Origin of the sequence: Roseomonas sp. HF4 (genome assembly GCF_005222755.1) — a bacterium.
Classification (GTDB): Bacteria; Pseudomonadota; Alphaproteobacteria; order Acetobacterales; family Acetobacteraceae; genus Neoroseomonas.
The window spans coordinates 148,494-165,242 of sequence record NZ_STGD01000009.1 but is presented as its reverse complement, the minus strand read 5'-3'; the positions used below and the strand labels follow the sequence as shown (position 1 = coordinate 165,242).

Below are 16,749 nucleotides of genomic sequence, written 5' to 3'. Positions count from 1 at the left end.
CGCCAGGACACGCCTGACGCGCGCCGCCCGCCATGCTAGGAACCCGCGGATATGAGCTTCTGGGGCAAGATCCTGGGCAGCATGGCGGGCTTCGCCATGGGCGGGCCCTTCGGCGCGATGGTGGGCGCGGCGGTCGGCCACGCGGCCGACCAGGGCGCAATGCCGGGCGCCGGCCGCATCCCGCCCAATGCCGCCGACATGGTCCACATGCTGGGCGGCAAGGAGAACCTGTTCTCCTTTTCGATCGTCGTGCTGGCTGCCAAGCTCGCCAAGGCGGACGGGCCCGTGAAGCGCGCGGAGATCGAGGCCTTCCGCCAGATGTTCCGCGTGCCCGAGGAAAGCCTCCGCGACGTCGGCCGCCTGTTCGACCAGGCGCGCGAGAGCGCCGAGGGATGGGAGCCCTTCGCCGAGCGCCTCGGCGAGGTCTTCGCCGACAACAAGGCGATGCTCGAGGACGTGCTGGCGGCCCTGGTACGGATCGCGCGCGCCGACGGGCCGGTGACGACATCCGAAGGCGCCATGCTGCGCGGCATCCATGCGCGCTTCGGCCTGGACGCCGCGGCCTGGCAACGCGCCAAGGGCGGCACGCCGCGCGGCGTCAGCGCGCAGGACTTCGAGGACCCCTACCCCGTCCTCGGCCTGACGCGGGAAGCCTCCGACGAACAGGTGCGCGCGGCCTGGAAGCAGTTGATGCGGGAGAATCACCCGGACAGCCTCGCCTCCCGCGGGGTGCCGGAGGAATTCGTCAAGCGCGCCACGGCCAAGGTCGCGGACATCAACGCGGCGTGGGACCGGATCAAGCGGGAACGGAAGCTGTGACGGCGCGCAGGTCGGGGGGAGGGAACGCCCCCCGAGCCCCCCTCCTTCTTTGGATGCCTGCACTTCCGTGGTGACCGTCACGGAGGCACCCAGCCCCAATCACGACGCGCGGCCCGACGGCACGCCGGTCGACATGCTGGTGCTGCACTACACGGGCATGCGCACGGGGCAGGACGCGATCGACCGGCTGCGCGACCCGGCGGCCAAGGTGTCCTGCCACTATGTCGTCGAGGAAGATGGCCGCATCCTCCGCCTTGTGTCCGAGGACAGGCGCGCGGCCCATGCCGGCGTCTCCCACTGGCGCGGCCACACGGGGCTCAATGCGCGCTCCATCGGGATCGAGGTCGTCAACCCCGGCCACGAATGGGGCTACCGCGACTTCCCGGCGCTGCAGATGGCGGCAGTCTGCGACCTCTGCCTCGACATCCTGGCACGCCACCCGATCCCGGCGCGCAACGTCGTCGGCCACAGCGACATCGCGCCGGACCGCAAGCAGGACCCGGGGGAGTTGTTCGACTGGGAAGGCCTGGCGCGCAACGGCGTCGGCCTCTGGCCCGACGGCGAGCCGGCGCCGCCGCCGGAGGCCGCGACGCTGCCGCTGCTCGAGGCCATCGGCTACCGCACGGACCTGCCGCTGCCCGTGCTGGTCACGGCGTTCCAGCGCCACTGGCTGCCGCCGCGCGCAGTTGGCGTCGCCGATGCCGCCACCCGCGCCCGCATCGCGGCGGTGGCGGCACTCTGCGGATAGGGCGTTGCGCGCGCGGCCGACCTCGCGCACTTCATCGCCGCACAGCCGCATCTGCACGCGGCGCTTGCCGCGGTCGCCGCGCATGGCCCGCCATGCGCCTGGATCGGCGCCGGCCTCCTGCGCAACGCCGTCCGGGACGCGCTGACCGGCGGCGACCCAGGCGACACGCCCCGCGCGCCCGCCGCCGCCCTGCACTAGCATCCCTCCGGGCGACCAGCCCAAAGGGAGAGACAACGCCATGACCATCACCCGCCGGGCATTCGGGGGCTCGCTGCTCGCCGCCCCGGCCCTGCTTGGAACGTCCGGGCGCGCCCGCGCCCAGTCCGCCTTCCCGTCCCGCGCCGTGCGCATCGTCGTCCCCTATACGCCGGGCGGCGTCTCGGACATCACCGCCCGGCTGATTTCCGAACCGCTCGCTGCCGCCTGGGGCCAGCCCGTGCCGGTCGAGAACCGCGCCGGCGCGGATGGCGTGATCGGCACCGAGTTGGTGGCGCGTGCGCCGGCCGATGGCCACACGCTCGGCCTGGTCTCGGTCGGGCATCCGGTCAATGCCGCCTTCTACCGGCTGCCCTTCGACACGATGCGCGACTTCACCTTCGTGACGCAGACCACGGCGACGCCGCTCGTGCTCTGCGCGCCGCGTGCCTTCGCGCCGAACACGCCGGCGGAGCTGGTGGACCACGCCAGGCGCAACCCCGGCGTCACCTTCGCCGGCACCGGCGGCGTGGTGCGCCTGGCACCCGTGCTGTTCGCGCAGCGCACCAGCATCACGCTGGAATACGTGCCCTATCGCGGCAGCACCCAGGCGCATCCCGACCTGATCGCCAACCGCGTGAACATCATGTTCGACACGGTGCCGGCGGCGCTGCCGCACATCCAGGCGGGCACGCTGAAGGCGCTGGCCACCACCGGCGCGCAGCGCAGCCCGCAGCTACCCGACGTGCCGACCATGGCCGAGGCCCTGCTGCCAGGCTTCGAGGCCGCGACCTGGGGCATGATCATCGCGCCGGCAAACCTGCCGCCGGCAGTGCTGGCGAAACTCAATGCCGACATCCGCGCGGCGCTGCGCACGCCGGCGGTGATCGAGCGCCACCGCACGCTCGGCGCCGAGATCGTGTCCAACTCACCCGAGGAGATGCGCCGCTTCGTTCAGGCCGAGATGGAGAAGTGGGGCGCCGCCGCGGGCGCCGCCGGCATCCGCCCGCAATGACGCGAAGCACCCGCGCGCGGGCTTGACGGAGGGCCCCGCGCGGGCGCAGACGACCCCCGGCGTCAGACGGCTGGGCGGCCGCTGGCGCGGGAGCGATCCCGCGCTGGAGGAAAGTCCGGGCTCCACGGAACCACGGTGCCGGTCAACGACCGGCGGGGGCGACCCCAGGGAAAGTGCCACAGAGAACAGACCGCCGCGGCGTGGCTCCCCTCGGGGCGACACCCCGCGGCAAGGGTGAAACGGTGGGGTAAGAGCCCACCGCGCTTCCGGCAACGGCGGCGGCACGGCAAACCCCACCGGGAGCAAGGCCGAATAGGGGCGGACGGCGAGGTGCCTTCGGGCGCTGTCGCAGGGGCGGTTCCGCCCTTCCGCCCGGGTTGGCCGCGCGAAGCCCGCAGCGATGCGGGCTCCAGAGGAATGGCCGTCCGTGGCCGCAAGGCCACGACAGAACCCGGCTTACAGGCCGCCTGACGCCGCCCTTCCCCTGCCGGAAGGCGCAAAACATTCGCCTTTGCTCAGAACCCCATGCAGACTCATGCGGCAATTCCCTTGATTCACTATGTTTTCCTGAACGACCCCGAAAACGACACCAGCGTTTCTCCCTTGCTGTCCCGCGTTTTCCCATGTTATCCCATGTCATCCCGTGATGATCCCAGGACGCTCGGGGGGGCGAGCGGGATCAGGAGCGGGATGGTCGGGCGAGCCGGCGGGGTCGGGGGGCCTCGCCGGCCGCTGAACCGGAACGGAACAGCAGGTTGGACGCGGCGCGCGTGGCCGCACGCGGGGGGCGATGACCCGGTTCCTGGGCACGCACAATGTCAAGCTGGACAAGAAAGGCCGCATCTCGGTGCCTGCGCCCTTCCGCGCCCGGCTCGAGGCCCAGGGCAGCGCGCAGATCGTGCTGTTCCGCTCGTACCAGCTCGAGTGCATCGAATGCTGGCCGGAGCCCGCCTTCGAGCTGCTCGCCGAAAGCCATGACCGCCTCGACATCTTCTCGGCCGGCGCCAACGACCTCGGCGCCTCGCTGTTCGCCGGCGCGCAGTATGCGCGCCCGGATGCGGAAGGCCGCCTGGTGCTGCCACCCGACCTCGTGGCCGGGCTCGGCCTGGGGGAGGCCGTGACCATCCTCGGCGCCAACCGGTCCTTCCAGATCTGGGACAGCGCGCGCGCCGCGGCGCACCTGGCCGAGGCGCGCGAGCGCGCCCGCGCCGGCAACCTGACGCTGCCCGCCCCCCGCGCGCCGGGGGCTGCGCCATGACCGGCCACCTGCCCGTCATGCTGGCCGAGGTGCTGGCCACGCTGGCGCCGCGCGACGACGCCACCTACCTCGACTGCACCTTCGGCGGCGGCGGCTACGCGGCCGCGTTCCTCGACGCAGCCCCGCACTGCACGCTCTACGCCATGGACCGCGACCCCGACGCCATCGCCCGCGGCGCCGGCCTCGTCGCGCGCCATGCGCCGCGCCTGCACCTGATCAAGGGCCGCTTCGGCGACATGCTCGACCTCCTCGCCGCGCGCGGCGTCACCGCGCTCGACGGCGTGGTGATGGACCTCGGCGTCTCATCGTTCCAGCTCGACGAGGCCGGGCGCGGCTTCTCCTTCCGCGCCGACGGGCCGCTCGACATGCGGATGGAGAAGCAGGGGCCGTCCGCGGCGGACCTCGTGAACACGCTGCCCGAGGCCGAGCTCGCCGACATCCTGTTCCGCCTCGGCGAGGAACGCTTCTCCCGCCGCATCGCCAAGGCCATCGTCGCCCGCCGCGCCGAGCAGCCCTTCGCGACGACCGGCGACCTCGCCGCCCTGGTACGGAGCAAGGTGCCGCGCGACCCGTCCGGCATCGACGGCGCGACGCGGTCCTTCCAGGCGCTGCGCCTCGCGGTGAACGACGAGCTGGGCGAGGTCGAGCGTGGCCTCGCCGCCGCCGCGCGGCTGCTGGCACCCGGCGGGCGGCTGGTCGTGGTCGCCTTCCATTCGCTGGAAGACCGCATCGCCAAGCGCTTCATGGCCGAAGCGGCGGGCCGCGGCACCGGCGCCTCCCGCCACGACCCTGGCGCGCTGGCGGCGCGCAGGGCACCGGGGTTCCGCCTCCTGACCCCGCGCGCACTCCGCCCCGCCGAGGCTGAGACCGCCCACAACCCCCGCGCCCGTTCCGCCCGCCTGCGCGCGCTGGAACGGCTGGAGGAGGCCGCATGATCCGCCCCCTGACGCTGCTCAGCCTCGCCGCCGCCGCGGGCGCCGGCCTGTATCTCTACCAGGTCAAGCACGCGGTCTCGCAGCTCGACCGCGAACTGCGGGAGATCCACCGCCACACCGAGCAAGCGCGCGAGCGTACCCAGGTGCTGACCGCCGAATGGGCCCTGCTGAACGAGCCCGAGCGGCTGCGCCAGGTCGCGCAGCGGCATCTCTCGCTCGAGCCCATGGCGCCCGCGCAATTCGCGCGCATGGCCGAGATGCGCCAGCGCCTGCCCGCGGCGCGCGACTTCGCGGGCCCGCCCTCCTTCCTGCCGCCGGCCGCGTCAGCCGCGACGGCGCTGGCCGCCGCCACCCCGCGCGCGCCGGTGGCACCGGCTCCCGCGGCGCCTGCCGCCCTGGCCGTCGTGCAGCCGGCCCCGCCGGCCGCGGAAGACCCGACCCGCACGGCCGAGGCGCCGGCGCGCGCCGCGGAACCGGCCCTCCGCCACGCGGAACGCCCGGCCGAAGGGGTCGCCGAGCCTGCCGTCCCGCCCCGCCGCCTCGCCGCCGCCGCGCCGCCGCGCCCGGCACGGGCCCCCGAAGCGCCGGTCCGGCGCGCGGTGCATGTCCAGCCGGCCGAGCCTCCGCCCGCGGCGCGCCGCGTCGTTGCCGCCGCGCCGCCCTCCGCGTCGATCTTCGGCGGCGGCCTCGGCCTCGCGCCGCCGGTGCCGGTCGCGCGCGCCGCCACGCTGCCCGCCGGCAGCGGCCGCTAGCCCGGCCGCGGCGGATGCATCACATCCCGACGCCACCGCCGGTCCCGGCGCCGGAGCCGCATTCGCCCCCGGCGCATGCGCCGATGCTGCGCCGCCCCGCCGCGACCGGGACGGAGCCGGCACAGTTCCCGGTGGTGCGCGTCACGCAGCCGGACCTCGCGCGCCGCGCCATCCTCGAACGCACGCGCGGGCGCCTCGTGCTCGCCGCCCTCGGCTTCTCGGTGCTGTTCGGCGCGGTGGCGCTGAAGCTCGCCTTCGCCACCGTGCTGAACCCGACCGAGGCACGCCGCGCGGCCCTGCTGTCCCGCCCGCCCACGCCGCCGGCCGAGGCCGCCGTCTCCCGCGCCACCGTCATGGACCGCAACGGGGAGATGCTGGCCGTCACGCTGCCGCTGACCGCGCTCTACGCGAACCAGCGCCACATCCTGAACCCCGAGGAGGCAGCCGCGCGACTGCAGCGGATCCTGCCGCAGCTCGACCGGGAACGCCTCGTGCAGCGCCTCACGGGCGACCGGCAGTTCTCCTACATCGCCCGCGCGCTGACCCCGCGGGAAGTCGCGCAGGTCAATGCGCTCGGCATCCCGGGCCTCTATTTCGAGGAAGCCGAGCGCCGCTTCTTCCCGCAGGGCCGGACCGCCGCGCACATCATCGGCGGCGTCGACGTGGATGGCCACGGCATCGCCGGCGTCGAGCGCGCCTTCGACGAGCGCCTGCGCCGCGACGCCTCGCAGGAGTTGCGCCTTTCGCTCGACATCCGGGTGCAGATCGCGCTGCGCGAGAGCATCCAGCGCGCGATCACCGAGTTCAACGGCATCGGCGGCGCCGGCGTGGTGATGGACGTCCACACCTCAGAAGTGCTGGCGATGGTCAGCCTGCCCGACTACGACGCCAACGACGTCGGCGCCGCCACCGTGGACCAGCGCTTCAACCGCGCGACGGTCGGCGTCTACGAACCGGGCTCGACCTTCAAGCTGCTGACGGCGGCGATGGCACTGGAATACGGCACGGTGCAGCCCTGGGGCGGCTATGACGCGTCCCGCCCGATCCGCGTCGGCCGCTTCGAGATCAACGACTTCCGCGGCAAGAACCGCTGGCTCGCCCTGCCCGAGATCCTCGCCTATTCGTCCAACCTCGCCTCCGCGCACATGGCGGCCGCGGTCGGCGTCAACCGCCACCGCGACTTCATGGACCGCATGGGCATGACGCGGCGCATGGGCATCGAGGTGCCCGAGAGCGCCCTGCCGCTGGTGCCCGGCCAGCGCACCTGGCGTGAGCTCAACACCATGACGATCGGCTTCGGCCACGGCATCTCGGTCACACCGCTGCATGTCGCGACCGCCGGCGCCACCCTGGTCAATGGCGGCATCCTCCGCCAGCCGACCATCCTGGCGCAGCCGCCCGGCACGGCGCGCGAGGGCACGCGCGTGATCAGCGAGCGAACCTCGGACCTCGTGCGCCGCATGATGCGCCTGGTCGTGACCGCGGGCTCCGGCCGCAGCGCCGAGGTGCCCGGCTACTATGTCGGCGGCAAGACCGGCACGGCGCAGAAGACCGGCCCGCGCGGCGGCTACCTGCAGAACAAGCGCATCGCCGCCTTCATCGGCGCCTTCCCGATGCATGCGCCGCGCTACGCCATCTACGTCATGGTGGACGAGCCCAAGCCCAATGCGCGCAGCCACGGCTACGCGACCGCGGGCTGGGTCGCCGCGCCGGCGGCCGGCATGGTGGTGCAGCGTATCGCGCCGATCCTCGGCCTGATGCCGGAGCCGATGACGCCCGCGATCGAGCGTGCGCTGGCCATGCCGATGAACGGGCGCGGCATCCCGGGCCTCGCGCCCGCGCCTGCCGCGCGCCCCGCCGCGCCGGCCGAGGCTGCCCCCACCGCCGCCCCGCGCAGCCCCGGCTCGCAGCGGGAGGCGCGCCTTGCGCCTCGGTGACGTCATGCGCCGCGCGGGCCTCCCCGTCCCGGCAGGGAATGGCGACATCGCCGGGCTGACGGCCGACAGCCGCGCCGTGGCTCCTGGCATGGTCTTCGCCGCCCTGCCCGGTGCGCGCGCCGACGGCCGCGCCTTCATCGCCGATGCTGTCGCGCGCGGCGCCGCCGCCGTCATCGCGCCCGAGGGCACCGACTGGCCGCCCGGCGTGCCGGTGCGCCCCATGATCGCGAGCCCCGATCCGCGCCGGACGCTGGCGCTCATGGCCGCGGCCTTCCATGGCGCGCAGCCGCGCACCGTCGTCGCGGTCACCGGCACCAACGGCAAGACCAGCACGGTCGATTTCCTGCGCCAGATCTGGACCATGGGCGGGGAGCGCGCCGCCTCGCTCGGCACCCTTGGCCTGGTGGCGGAAGGCTTCCCGCCCGGCCCTTCGCTGACCACGCCCGACCCGGTGGCGCTGCACGCGACGCTGGCCGCGCTCGCCCGCGCGGGCGTGGCCGCGGCGGCGATGGAGGCGTCCTCGCACGGGATCGACCAGCGGCGGCTGGATGGCGTTGTGCTCGCCGCCGCCGGCTTCACGAACCTGACGCGCGACCACCTCGACTACCACGGCTCGATGGCGGCCTATCGCGCCGCGAAACTCCGGCTGTTCGACACGCTGCTGCCCGCCGGCGGCGCCGCCGCCGCCTGCACCGAGATGGACCCGGCCGTACTGGCCGCGCTGCGCGACGCGGCGCGCGCCCGCCGCCTGCGGCTGCTGACGGTGGGCGAGGGCGGCGAGGCGGTGCGCCTGCTCTCCGCGCGCCCCCTGCCCGACGGCCAGGCGCTGGAGGTCATGGCCTTCGGCGCGCGGCGCGACCTCCTGCTGCCGCTGCCGGGCCGCTTCCAGGCGGACAATGCGCTGCTGGCCGCGGCACTCGCGGTCGGCGCCGGCCTCCCGGCGGACCGCGCCTTCGCCGCCCTGCCGCGCCTGGCCGGCGTGCGCGGGCGGATGGAGCGCGCCGCGGTGCTGGCCAACGGCGCCACCGTCTATGTCGACTACGCGCACACCCCGGATGCGCTCGCGCGCCTGCTCGCCGCGCTTCGCCCGCACACGTCGGGACAACTGCACGTCCTGTTCGGCGCGGGCGGCGACCGCGACCCGGGCAAGCGCCCCCTGATGGGCCAGGCCGCAGCCGAGGGCGCCGACCGCGTCTGGATCACCGACGACAACCCGCGCAGCGAGGACCCGGCCGCGATCCGCGCCGCCGTGCTGGCCGGCGCGCCTGGTGCCATCGACGCCGGCACGCGGGAGGCGGCGATCGCCGCGGCGCTGGCCGCGCTCGGCCCGGGCGACGTGCTGGCCGTCGCCGGCAAGGGCCACGAGAGCGGCCAGGAAATCGCGGGCGTCGTTCATCCCTTCGACGATGTCGAGGTGGTGCGGCGCCTCGCGGGGGTCGGGCCATGAGCGCGCTCTGGACCTCGGCCGAGTTGCGCGCCGCGACCGGCGGCACGATCGGTCCCGAGGTCGAGGTGCTGGGCATCTCGATCGACACGCGCAGCCTGGCGCAGGGCGACCTGTTCGTGGCGCTGCGCGACACGCGCGACGGGCACGCCTTCGTGGCGGATGCGCTGGCGCGCAGCGCGGCGGCGGCGATGGTCGAGCGCGAACCGCCCGACATGCCCGAGGACGCGCCCCTGCTGCATGTGGGCGACACGCTGGCGGGGCTCGCGGCGCTCGGCGCGGCGGCGCGTGCCCGCACCGACGCCCATGTCGTCGCCGTCACCGGCTCGGTCGGCAAGACCACGACGAAGGAGATGCTGCGCGTGGCGCTGGCGGCCTTCGGCCCGACGCATGCCTCGGCCGCGTCCTTCAACAACCACTGGGGCGTGCCGGTCACGCTGGCGCGGATGCCGCGCGATGCGGCCTTCGCCGTCGTCGAGATGGGCATGAACAACCGGGGCGAGATCGCGCCGCTGTCGTCCCTCGCCCGCCCGCATGTCGGGCTCGTCACCAACATCGGCACCGCGCATATCGGGCACCTCGGCAGCGAGGAGGCGATCGCCGAGGAGAAGGGCGACATCATCGCCGGCATTGCACCCGGCGGCGTGCTGGTGCTGCCGGCCGACAGCCGCTTCGCCGCCCGCCTCGCGGCCCGCGCGCGGGAGGCGGGGCTCGAGGTCCTCTCGCATGGGGAGGCGGCGGGTGCCGATGCGCGCCTGCTCTCCTACCAGGGCGAGGCCGAGGGCGGCCGCGCGGAGATCATGCTCGCGGGGGAGCGGCTCGGCGTCACGCTCGCCGCGCCGGGGCGGCACGTCGCGCTCAATGCCTGCGCGGTGCTCGCGGTGGTGCATGCGTTGGGCCTCGCGCCGCGCAGCGCCGCGGCGGCGCTGCCCGCCTTCGGCGCGCCGGCGGGGCGCGGGCGGCGGTCGCGCATCCGGGTCGAGGGCGGCGAGGCGCTGCTGATCGACGATTCCTACAACGCCTCGCCGCCCTCGATCCGCGCCGGGCTCGCGGTGCTGGCGGCGCAGGCGGCGACGCGACGGATCGCGGCGCTGGGCGACATGCGCGAACTCGGCTCGGAGGCGCCGGCGATCCACGCCGCGCTCGCCCCCGATGCCGCCACGGCCTGCGACCTCGTCTTCACCTGCGGGGAGATGATGGAGCACCTCCATCGCGCCCTGCCGGAGGCGCGGCGCGGCGCGCATTGCCCGGACAGCGCGGCGCTCGCGCCCGTGCTGCGCGGCGCGCTCCGGCCGGGGGACGCGGTGCTGGTGAAGGGTTCGCTCGGATCGCGCATGGCGGTCGTGGTGCAGGCGCTGTGCGGGGAGAGCGGCTCGTGATCTACAATTTCCTCGTTCCGCTGGCCGACGAGTTCCAGCTCTTCAACCTGGCGCGCTACCACACCTTCCGCGCCGGCGCAGCCTGCCTGACGGCGCTGCTGATCTGCCTCGTGTTCGGCGCGCCCATCATCCGCTGGCTGCGATCCTTCCAGCGCGGCGGCCAGCCGATCCGCGACGACGGGCCCGAGCGCCACCTGATCGAGAAGAAGGGCACGCCCACCATGGGCGGCGTCATGATCCTGCTGGCGCTGGTGGTCTCGACGCTGCTCTGGGCGGACCTCACCTCCGGCATGGTCTGGGCGGTGCTGCTGCTGACTGTCGGCTACGGCGCGCTCGGCTTCGCGGACGACTGGCTGAAGGTGACCAAGCGGAACAGCAAGGGCGTCTCCGGGCGGATGAAGCTCGCGGTGCAGGCGGCGCTCGGCCTCGTGGTCGCGGTCTGGATCACCTGGCTGATGCCCGGGCCGCTCTCCACCACCCTCGCGCTGCCGGTCTTCAAGGAGGTGCTGGTTCCCTTCGGGCTGCTGTTCCCGCTGGTCGGCATGCTCGTGATGATGGGCTCCTCCAACGCCGTGAACTTGACCGACGGCCTGGACGGGCTCGCGATCGTTCCGGTGATGATCGCGGCGGCCGTCTTCGCGCTGATCGCGTATCTCGTCGGCAACCGCGTCTTCGCCGACTACCTCCAGCTGCACTACGTGCCGGGCACGGGCGAGCTCGCCGTCCTCGCCTCGGCGCTGATCGGCGCGGCGCTCGGCTTCCTCTGGTTCAACGCGCCGCCGGCGGCGGTGTTCATGGGCGACACCGGGTCGCTCGCTCTGGGCGGCGCGCTCGGCGCACTGGCGGTGGCGACGAAGCACGAGATCGTGCTCGCCATCGTGGGCGGGCTTTTCGTGGTCGAGACCGTCTCGGTCGTGATCCAGGTCTTCTGGTACAAGCGGACGGGCCGGCGCGTCTTCCTGATGGCGCCGCTGCACCACCACTTCGAGAAGAAGGGCTGGGCGGAGGCCACCATCGTCATCCGCTTCTGGATCATCGCGATGATCCTGGCGCTCGTCGGCCTCAGCACGCTGAAGATCCGATGACCCCGCCCCCACCGCCATTCACCCCCTTCCCCGGCGCGCGCATCGCGGTGGTCGGGCTCGGCCGCGCCGGGCTGCCCGCGGCGCTGCGGCTGCGCGACTGGGGCGCGGAGGTGACGGCCTGGGACGACGACCCGGCGCGGCGTGCCGAAGCCGAGGCCGCCGGCATCACGCTGCGCGACCCCGCCGCGGGGCGCCTCGCGGCCGATGCGCTGCTGCTCTCGCCCGGCATCCCGCACCGCCTGCCCACGGCGCACCCCGCGGCGGCGGCGGCGCAGGCGGCCGGCGTGCCCATCCTGTGCGATGCGGAATTCCTCTATCGCGCCGTCCTTGCCGCGCAATCCGGCGCCTGTTTCGTGGGCGTCACGGGCACGAACGGCAAGTCCACCACCACGGCGTTGATCGATCACATGCTGCACGCCGCCGGGCGCAGCGCCGAGGCCGGCGGCAATCTCGGTCCCGCCGCCCTCGGACTCAACATGTTGGGGTCGGACGGGGTCTACACCCTCGAAATGTCGTCCTACATGTTGGAGCGAATCGCCACGCTGCGCTTCAACGTGGCTGTGATGCTGAACATCAGCCCCGATCACCTCGACCGCCATGGCGACATGGCGGGCTACGCTGCTGCGAAGGCGAACATCTTCGCCCGGCAGACGGCCGAGGACGTGGCGGTGCTGGGCCAGGACGACCCGGTGACGCGCGGCATGGCGCCCCTGGTGGCGGCGCGCATCGTTCCGGTCTCGGGCCAGGTGCCGCAGCTAGGCGGCATCTGGGCGGAGGAACGGATGCTGCGCGACGACGGGGGCGCAATAATCGACCTCGACGCTGCGCGCACGCTGCCAGGCACGCACAACGCCCAGAACGCCGCCGCGGCCGCCGCAGCGGGCTTCGCCCTCGGCCTGTCGCGCGCCGAGATCGCGCAGGGCATCGCAACCTATCCCGGCCTGCCGCACCGGCAGGAAGTGGTGGGCACGACGCGGGGCGTGGCCTTCGTGAACGACAGCAAGGCGACCAATGCGGACAGCGCGGCGCGCGCCCTCGCCTCCTACGACCGCGTCGTCTGGATCGCGGGCGGCCAGGCGAAGGCCGGCGGCATCGAGAGCCTTTCGCCCTTCTTCCCGCGCATCGCGAAGGCCGTCCTGATCGGCCGCGACGCGCCCGCCTTCGCCGCGACGCTCGCCGCGCACGGCGTGCCGCACGAGGTGGCGGGAACACTCGACGCCGCGCTGCCTGCCGCCGCCGCCGCCGCCTTCGCGGGCGCGGCGCCGGTCGTGCTGCTCTCCCCGGCCGCGGCGTCCTTCGACCAGTTCACGGGCTTCGATGCGCGCGGCGACCGCTTCCGCGACCTCGCGCGCGCCATGATCGCGGGGGGGCGCGCCTGATGGCCCTGTCGCGCTCCGACACCTCCGTCCTCGGTCGCTGGTGGTGGACGGTCGACCGCTGGACGCTGGTCGCGCTGCTCGTGCTGGTGGGCTTCGGCTACGTGATGATGCTGGCGGCCTCGCCGGCGGTGGCCGAGCGCATCGGCGCCTCCTCCCGCCACATGTTCTTCATCAAGCAGGTCGCCTATCTCGGGCTGGCCACGCTGCTGATGGTGGCGGTCTCACTGCTGTCGGTGCGCGGCGTCCGGCGGCTCGCGCTGCTCGGCTTCGCGGCGGCGGTGGTGCTGACGGCGGCGACGCTGGTGGTCGGGACCGAAATCAAGGGCGCGCGGCGCTGGCTGCCGATCCCGGGCTTTTCGCTGCAGCCGTCCGAATTCCTGAAGCCCTTCTTCGCCGTCGTCGCCGCCTGGCTGATCGCCGAGGGCAAGATGCCGGGCTCGAAGGTCTGGGGCGCGTCGATCGCGGTCGTGCTGTTCGTGCTGGTCGCCGGCATCCTGAAGAGCCAGCCCGACATCGGCATGCTGCTTGTGGTCGCGGCGGTGTTCTTCGCGCAGTTCTTCGTCGCGGGGATGAACCTGTTCATCGTCGGTGCGGTGGGCGGGCTCGGCGTGCTCGGCGCGGTCGGGGCCTACATGATCTTCCCGCACGTGCAGTCGCGCGTGCACCGCTTCCTCGACCCGGAATCGGGCGATTCCTACCAGGTCAGCGTGGCGCTCGAGGCCTTCGCGAACGGCGGCCTGCTCGGCCGCGGCCCGGGCGAGGGCCGCGTCAAGAACGTGCTGCCCGACGCCCATGCCGACTTTGTCTTCGCCGTTGCGGCCGAGGAATACGGCATGGTCGTCTGCATGGTCATCATCGCGCTGTTCGCCTTCGTGGTGGTGCGCGGGCTGATGCGGCTGCTGGGCGAAAGCGACCTGTTTGTCATGCTGGCCGGCACCGGGCTGCTCACGCAGTTCGGCCTGCAGGCCTTCGTCAACATGGGCTCGACCCTGCACCTCATTCCGACCAAGGGCATGACGCTGCCCTTCGTGTCCTATGGCGGCTCCTCGGTCCTCGCGATCGCGGTCGGGATGGGGATGCTGCTGGCGCTGACGCGCCGGCGCACCGGCGCGCGCGCCGAGGACGGGCAGGCGGCGCCGGCCTCGGCGGTCGCCGCCGGGGGGCTCGGGTGAGGGGCCCGGCCGTGCATCCGATCGTCATCGCCGCCGGCGGCACCGGCGGGCACCTTTTCCCGGCCGAGGCGCTGGCGGCGGAACTGCTGCGCCGCGGGGAACGCATCGCGCTGATGACCGATGCACGGTCGGCCGCCTATGACAGCTCCGCCTTCGCCAATGCGGAACGCTTCGTGCTGCGCGGCGCGGGCCTGTCCGGGCGCGGCGCGAAGGGCGCGCTGACGGGCGCCGCGGCGCTGGTGGCCGGCACCGTGCAGGCGCGCCGGCACCTGGCCGCGCTGCGACCCTCGGCCGTGGTCGGGTTCGGAGGCTATGCCTCCTTCCCGCCGCTCGCGGCGGCACGGATGATGGGTGCGTCGCGCCGGCCCGCCATCGTGCTGCATGAGCAGAACGCGGTGCTCGGCCGCGCCAACCGGCTGATGGCGCGCGTGGCGGACCTGCTGGCGCTGTCCTTCGAGGGCACGGCGAAGGTGCCCGACGGCGCGCGGGTCGCGGTCGTCGGCAACCCGGTGCGGCCGGCGCTGGCCGCGCTGGCCCGGGAGCCCTATCCCACGCCGATCGAGGGCGGCGCGCTCCGCCTGCTCGTCACCGGCGGCAGCCAGGGGGCGCGCATCTTTGCCGATGTCGTGCCGGCCGCCATCGCCGCCCTGCCCGAAGCGATCCGTGCCCGGCTGCTGGTCACGCAGCAATGCCGGGCGGAGGACCTCGCGCGCACCGAGGCAGCCTACCGCGCCGCGGGCGTCGTGGCGGACCTCGCACCCTTCTTCCCCGACATCGCGGGACGGCTCGCCACCGCACACCTGGTCGTCGCGCGCGCCGGCGCCTCCACCGTGGCGGAACTCGAATGCGCGGGTCGCCCGGCCGTGCTGGTGCCACTGCCCTCGGCGATCGACGACCACCAGAACGCCAATGCGCGCGCGCTTGCCGAGGCCGACGCGGCCTGGGTCTACCCGCAGCCGGCCTTCACGTCGGCCGCGCTGGCGGAGCGGCTGGTCGGGCTGTTCGCCGTGCCGGCGCGCCTCGTCTCCGCCGCCGCCGCCGCCGCCGCGCTGGCCCGCCCGCATGCGGCGCGCGACCTCGCGGACCGCGTCCTTTCGCTCGCCCGCCACGACGCGATGGGGGCCGCCTGATGCGCGCACTTCCGCTCAACATCGGCCCCATCCACTTCACCGGCATCGGCGGCATCGGCATGTCCGGCATCGCCGAGGTGCTGCACACCCTCGGCTACCAGGTGCAGGGCAGCGACATCGCCGACAGCGCCAATGTCCAGCGCCTGCGCGGCGCCGGCATTCCCGTGGCCGTCGGCCACGACGCCGCCAACCTCGGCGCCGCCCAGGTCGTCGTCGTCTCGACCGCCGTGAAGCGCGACAACCCCGAGGTCGCGGCCGCGCGCCAGCGCTTCATCCCCGTGGTCCGCCGCGCCGAGATGCTGGCCGAGCTGATGCGCCTCAAATGGTCCATCGCCATCGGCGGGACGCACGGCAAGACCACCACCACCTCCCTCGTGGCCGCGGTGCTGGAAGCCGCGCGCCTCGACCCCACCGTGATCAACGGCGGCATCATCAACGCCTACGGCACCAACACCCGCATGGGCGAAGGCGACTGGATGGTCGTCGAGGCCGACGAGAGCGACGGGTCCTTCCTGAAGCTCCCCGCCGTCGTCGCCGTGGTCACGAACATGGACCCCGAGCATCTCGACCACTGGGTCACCGGGGAGGCGATGAAGGAGGCCTACGCCCAGTTCGTCGGCAACATCCCCTTCTACGGCTTCGCCGTGCTCTGCATGGACCACCACGAGGTGCAGGCGATGATCCCGCGCCTGTCCGACCGGCGCATCGTCACCTACGGCTTCTCGCCCCAGGCCGACGTGCGCGCGGACCGCCTCATCACCGACCGCATGGGCGCGACCTTCGAGGTGACGGTGACCGACCGTGCCACCGGCCGGTCGCGCCTCATGAAGCCCTTCCGCCTGCCGATGCTCGGGCAGCACAACGTGCAGAACGCGCTCGCCGCCATCGCCATCGGCGTCGAGATGGAGGTGGACGAGGGCACGATCCGCAGCGCGCTCGCGGGTTTCAAGGGCGTCAAGCGCCGCTTCACCCGCACCGGGGAAGCGGGCGGCATCGCCGTGATCGACGACTACGGCCACCACCCGGTCGAGATCGCAGCCGTGCTCAAGGCCGCCCGCCAGGCCGGCGCGCGCGACGTCGTCGCGGTCGTGCAGCCGCACCGCTATTCTCGCCTGCAATCGCTGTTCGAGGACTTCTGCACCTGCATGAACGACGCCGGCACGGTCATCGTGGCGGACGTCTACGCGGCCGGCGAACAGCCGATCGACGGCTTCGACAAGGACGCGCTGGTCGAGGGGCTGCGCGCGCGCGGCCACCGCTCCGTCGTGCCGCTGCCGGGGCCGGACAGCCTGCCGGAGATGATCAACGCCATCGCCAAGGCCGGCGACTACGTGGTCTGCCTGGGTGCCGGGAACATCACGGCCTGGGCGCATGCACTGCCGGGGCAGCTGCAGGAACTGCAGAGCCGCAGCCGCGGGCGGCTCGCAGGGGCGATGAAATGATGGCGGCGGCAATCGGGAGGGGCCCTGCCCCGCCCGGACCCACCCCGCCAAAGGCCGAA

The 16,749-nt window shown here is 73.8% G+C and carries 14 protein-coding genes and 1 other RNA gene; all 15 read left to right on the top strand.

Annotated features, from left to right (window positions below):
• Positions 1-51 precede the first annotated feature (51 nt).
• The 15 genes from E8M80_RS15170 to murC all read left to right on the top strand — a co-directional run bounded on the left by E8M80_RS15170 (position 52) and on the right by murC (position 16,690).
• Positions 52-819: a TerB family tellurite resistance protein gene (locus E8M80_RS15170; protein WP_137126540.1), complete on the top strand. Its 768-nt coding sequence runs from the start codon at positions 52-54 to the stop codon at positions 817-819.
• A 70-nt stretch (positions 820-889) separates the two neighbouring features.
• Positions 890-1,567 (top strand): N-acetylmuramoyl-L-alanine amidase, encoded by a 678-nt coding sequence (locus E8M80_RS15165; RefSeq protein ID WP_255467531.1) that lies wholly within the window; start codon positions 890-892, stop codon positions 1,565-1,567.
• Positions 1,568-1,805: 238 nt separating this feature from the next.
• Complete coding sequence (locus E8M80_RS15160; protein ID WP_137126539.1) at positions 1,806-2,777, top strand: tripartite tricarboxylate transporter substrate binding protein; 972 nt, start codon at positions 1,806-1,808, stop codon at positions 2,775-2,777.
• A 62-nt stretch (positions 2,778-2,839) separates the two neighbouring features.
• Positions 2,840-3,252, top strand: an RNA gene (gene rnpB, locus E8M80_RS15155) — RNase P RNA component class A.
• Positions 3,253-3,567: 315 nt separating this feature from the next.
• Complete coding sequence (locus E8M80_RS15150; RefSeq protein ID WP_137126538.1) at positions 3,568-4,035, top strand: division/cell wall cluster transcriptional repressor MraZ; 468 nt, start codon at positions 3,568-3,570, stop codon at positions 4,033-4,035.
• On the top strand, positions 4,032-4,970 hold the full coding sequence (gene rsmH / locus E8M80_RS15145; protein ID WP_137126537.1) for a 16S rRNA (cytosine(1402)-N(4))-methyltransferase RsmH: 939 nt from the start codon (positions 4,032-4,034) through the stop codon (positions 4,968-4,970). Before E8M80_RS15150 ends, rsmH begins: the two co-directional genes overlap by 4 nt.
• A complete protein-coding gene (locus E8M80_RS15140) occupies positions 4,967-5,722 on the top strand; it encodes a hypothetical protein (RefSeq protein ID WP_137126536.1) in 756 nt (251 codons plus the stop codon). Before rsmH ends, E8M80_RS15140 begins: the two co-directional genes overlap by 4 nt.
• 83 nt (positions 5,723-5,805) lie before the next feature.
• Entirely contained in the window at positions 5,806-7,659 is a 1,854-nt protein-coding gene (locus E8M80_RS15135) for a penicillin-binding protein 2 (protein WP_137126535.1), read from the top strand.
• A 4-nt stretch (positions 7,660-7,663) separates the two neighbouring features.
• A complete protein-coding gene (locus E8M80_RS15130) occupies positions 7,664-9,106 on the top strand; it encodes a UDP-N-acetylmuramoyl-L-alanyl-D-glutamate--2,6-diaminopimelate ligase (protein ID WP_137126597.1) in 1,443 nt (480 codons plus the stop codon).
• Positions 9,103-10,482, top strand: coding sequence for a UDP-N-acetylmuramoyl-tripeptide--D-alanyl-D-alanine ligase (gene murF, locus E8M80_RS15125; RefSeq protein ID WP_137126534.1), 1,380 nt, complete (start codon positions 9,103-9,105; stop codon positions 10,480-10,482). The genes E8M80_RS15130 and murF overlap by 4 nt, the downstream gene beginning before the upstream one ends.
• The gene (gene mraY, locus E8M80_RS15120) at positions 10,482-11,567 is read left to right on the top strand and encodes a phospho-N-acetylmuramoyl-pentapeptide-transferase (RefSeq protein ID WP_370287451.1); all 1,086 of its coding nucleotides are present in this window, start codon (positions 10,482-10,484) and stop codon (positions 11,565-11,567) included. Before murF ends, mraY begins: the two co-directional genes overlap by 1 nt.
• A complete protein-coding gene (gene murD, locus E8M80_RS15115) occupies positions 11,564-12,946 on the top strand; it encodes a UDP-N-acetylmuramoyl-L-alanine--D-glutamate ligase (protein ID WP_137126532.1) in 1,383 nt (460 codons plus the stop codon). The genes mraY and murD overlap by 4 nt, the downstream gene beginning before the upstream one ends.
• Positions 12,946-14,118, top strand: a complete 1,173-nt coding sequence (locus E8M80_RS15110) for an FtsW/RodA/SpoVE family cell cycle protein (protein ID WP_170979437.1) — start codon at positions 12,946-12,948, stop codon at positions 14,116-14,118. The genes murD and E8M80_RS15110 overlap by 1 nt, the downstream gene beginning before the upstream one ends.
• 11 nt (positions 14,119-14,129) lie before the next feature.
• Positions 14,130-15,248: an undecaprenyldiphospho-muramoylpentapeptide beta-N-acetylglucosaminyltransferase gene (murG, locus tag E8M80_RS15105; RefSeq protein ID WP_240790056.1), complete on the top strand. Its 1,119-nt coding sequence runs from the start codon at positions 14,130-14,132 to the stop codon at positions 15,246-15,248.
• On the top strand, positions 15,248-16,690 hold the full coding sequence (gene murC, locus E8M80_RS15100; RefSeq protein ID WP_137126530.1) for a UDP-N-acetylmuramate--L-alanine ligase: 1,443 nt from the start codon (positions 15,248-15,250) through the stop codon (positions 16,688-16,690). The genes murG and murC overlap by 1 nt, the downstream gene beginning before the upstream one ends.
• The last annotated feature ends 59 nt before the right edge of the window (positions 16,691-16,749 follow it).

What these genes read in the sequence shown, in the direction of transcription:
- E8M80_RS15110 (WP_170979437.1), top strand. Translation starts at nt 12,946, where the DNA reads ATGGCCCTGTCGCGCTCCGACACCTCCGTCCTCGGTCGCTGGTGGTGG.
- murC (WP_137126530.1), top strand. Translation starts at nt 15,248, where the DNA reads ATGCGCGCACTTCCGCTCAACATCGGCCCCATCCACTTCACCGGCATC.
- E8M80_RS15150 (WP_137126538.1), top strand. Translation starts at nt 3,568, where the DNA reads ATGACCCGGTTCCTGGGCACGCACAATGTCAAGCTGGACAAGAAAGGC.
- E8M80_RS15130 (WP_137126597.1), top strand. Translation starts at nt 7,664, where the DNA reads ATGCGCCGCGCGGGCCTCCCCGTCCCGGCAGGGAATGGCGACATCGCC.
- murD (WP_137126532.1), top strand. Translation starts at nt 11,564, where the DNA reads ATGACCCCGCCCCCACCGCCATTCACCCCCTTCCCCGGCGCGCGCATC.
- rsmH (WP_137126537.1), top strand. Translation starts at nt 4,032, where the DNA reads ATGACCGGCCACCTGCCCGTCATGCTGGCCGAGGTGCTGGCCACGCTG.
- E8M80_RS15135 (WP_137126535.1), top strand. Translation starts at nt 5,806, where the DNA reads ATGCTGCGCCGCCCCGCCGCGACCGGGACGGAGCCGGCACAGTTCCCG.
- E8M80_RS15160 (WP_137126539.1), top strand. Translation starts at nt 1,806, where the DNA reads ATGACCATCACCCGCCGGGCATTCGGGGGCTCGCTGCTCGCCGCCCCG.
- E8M80_RS15170 (WP_137126540.1), top strand. Translation starts at nt 52, where the DNA reads ATGAGCTTCTGGGGCAAGATCCTGGGCAGCATGGCGGGCTTCGCCATG.
- E8M80_RS15140 (WP_137126536.1), top strand. Translation starts at nt 4,967, where the DNA reads ATGATCCGCCCCCTGACGCTGCTCAGCCTCGCCGCCGCCGCGGGCGCC.
- murF (WP_137126534.1), top strand. Translation starts at nt 9,103, where the DNA reads ATGAGCGCGCTCTGGACCTCGGCCGAGTTGCGCGCCGCGACCGGCGGC.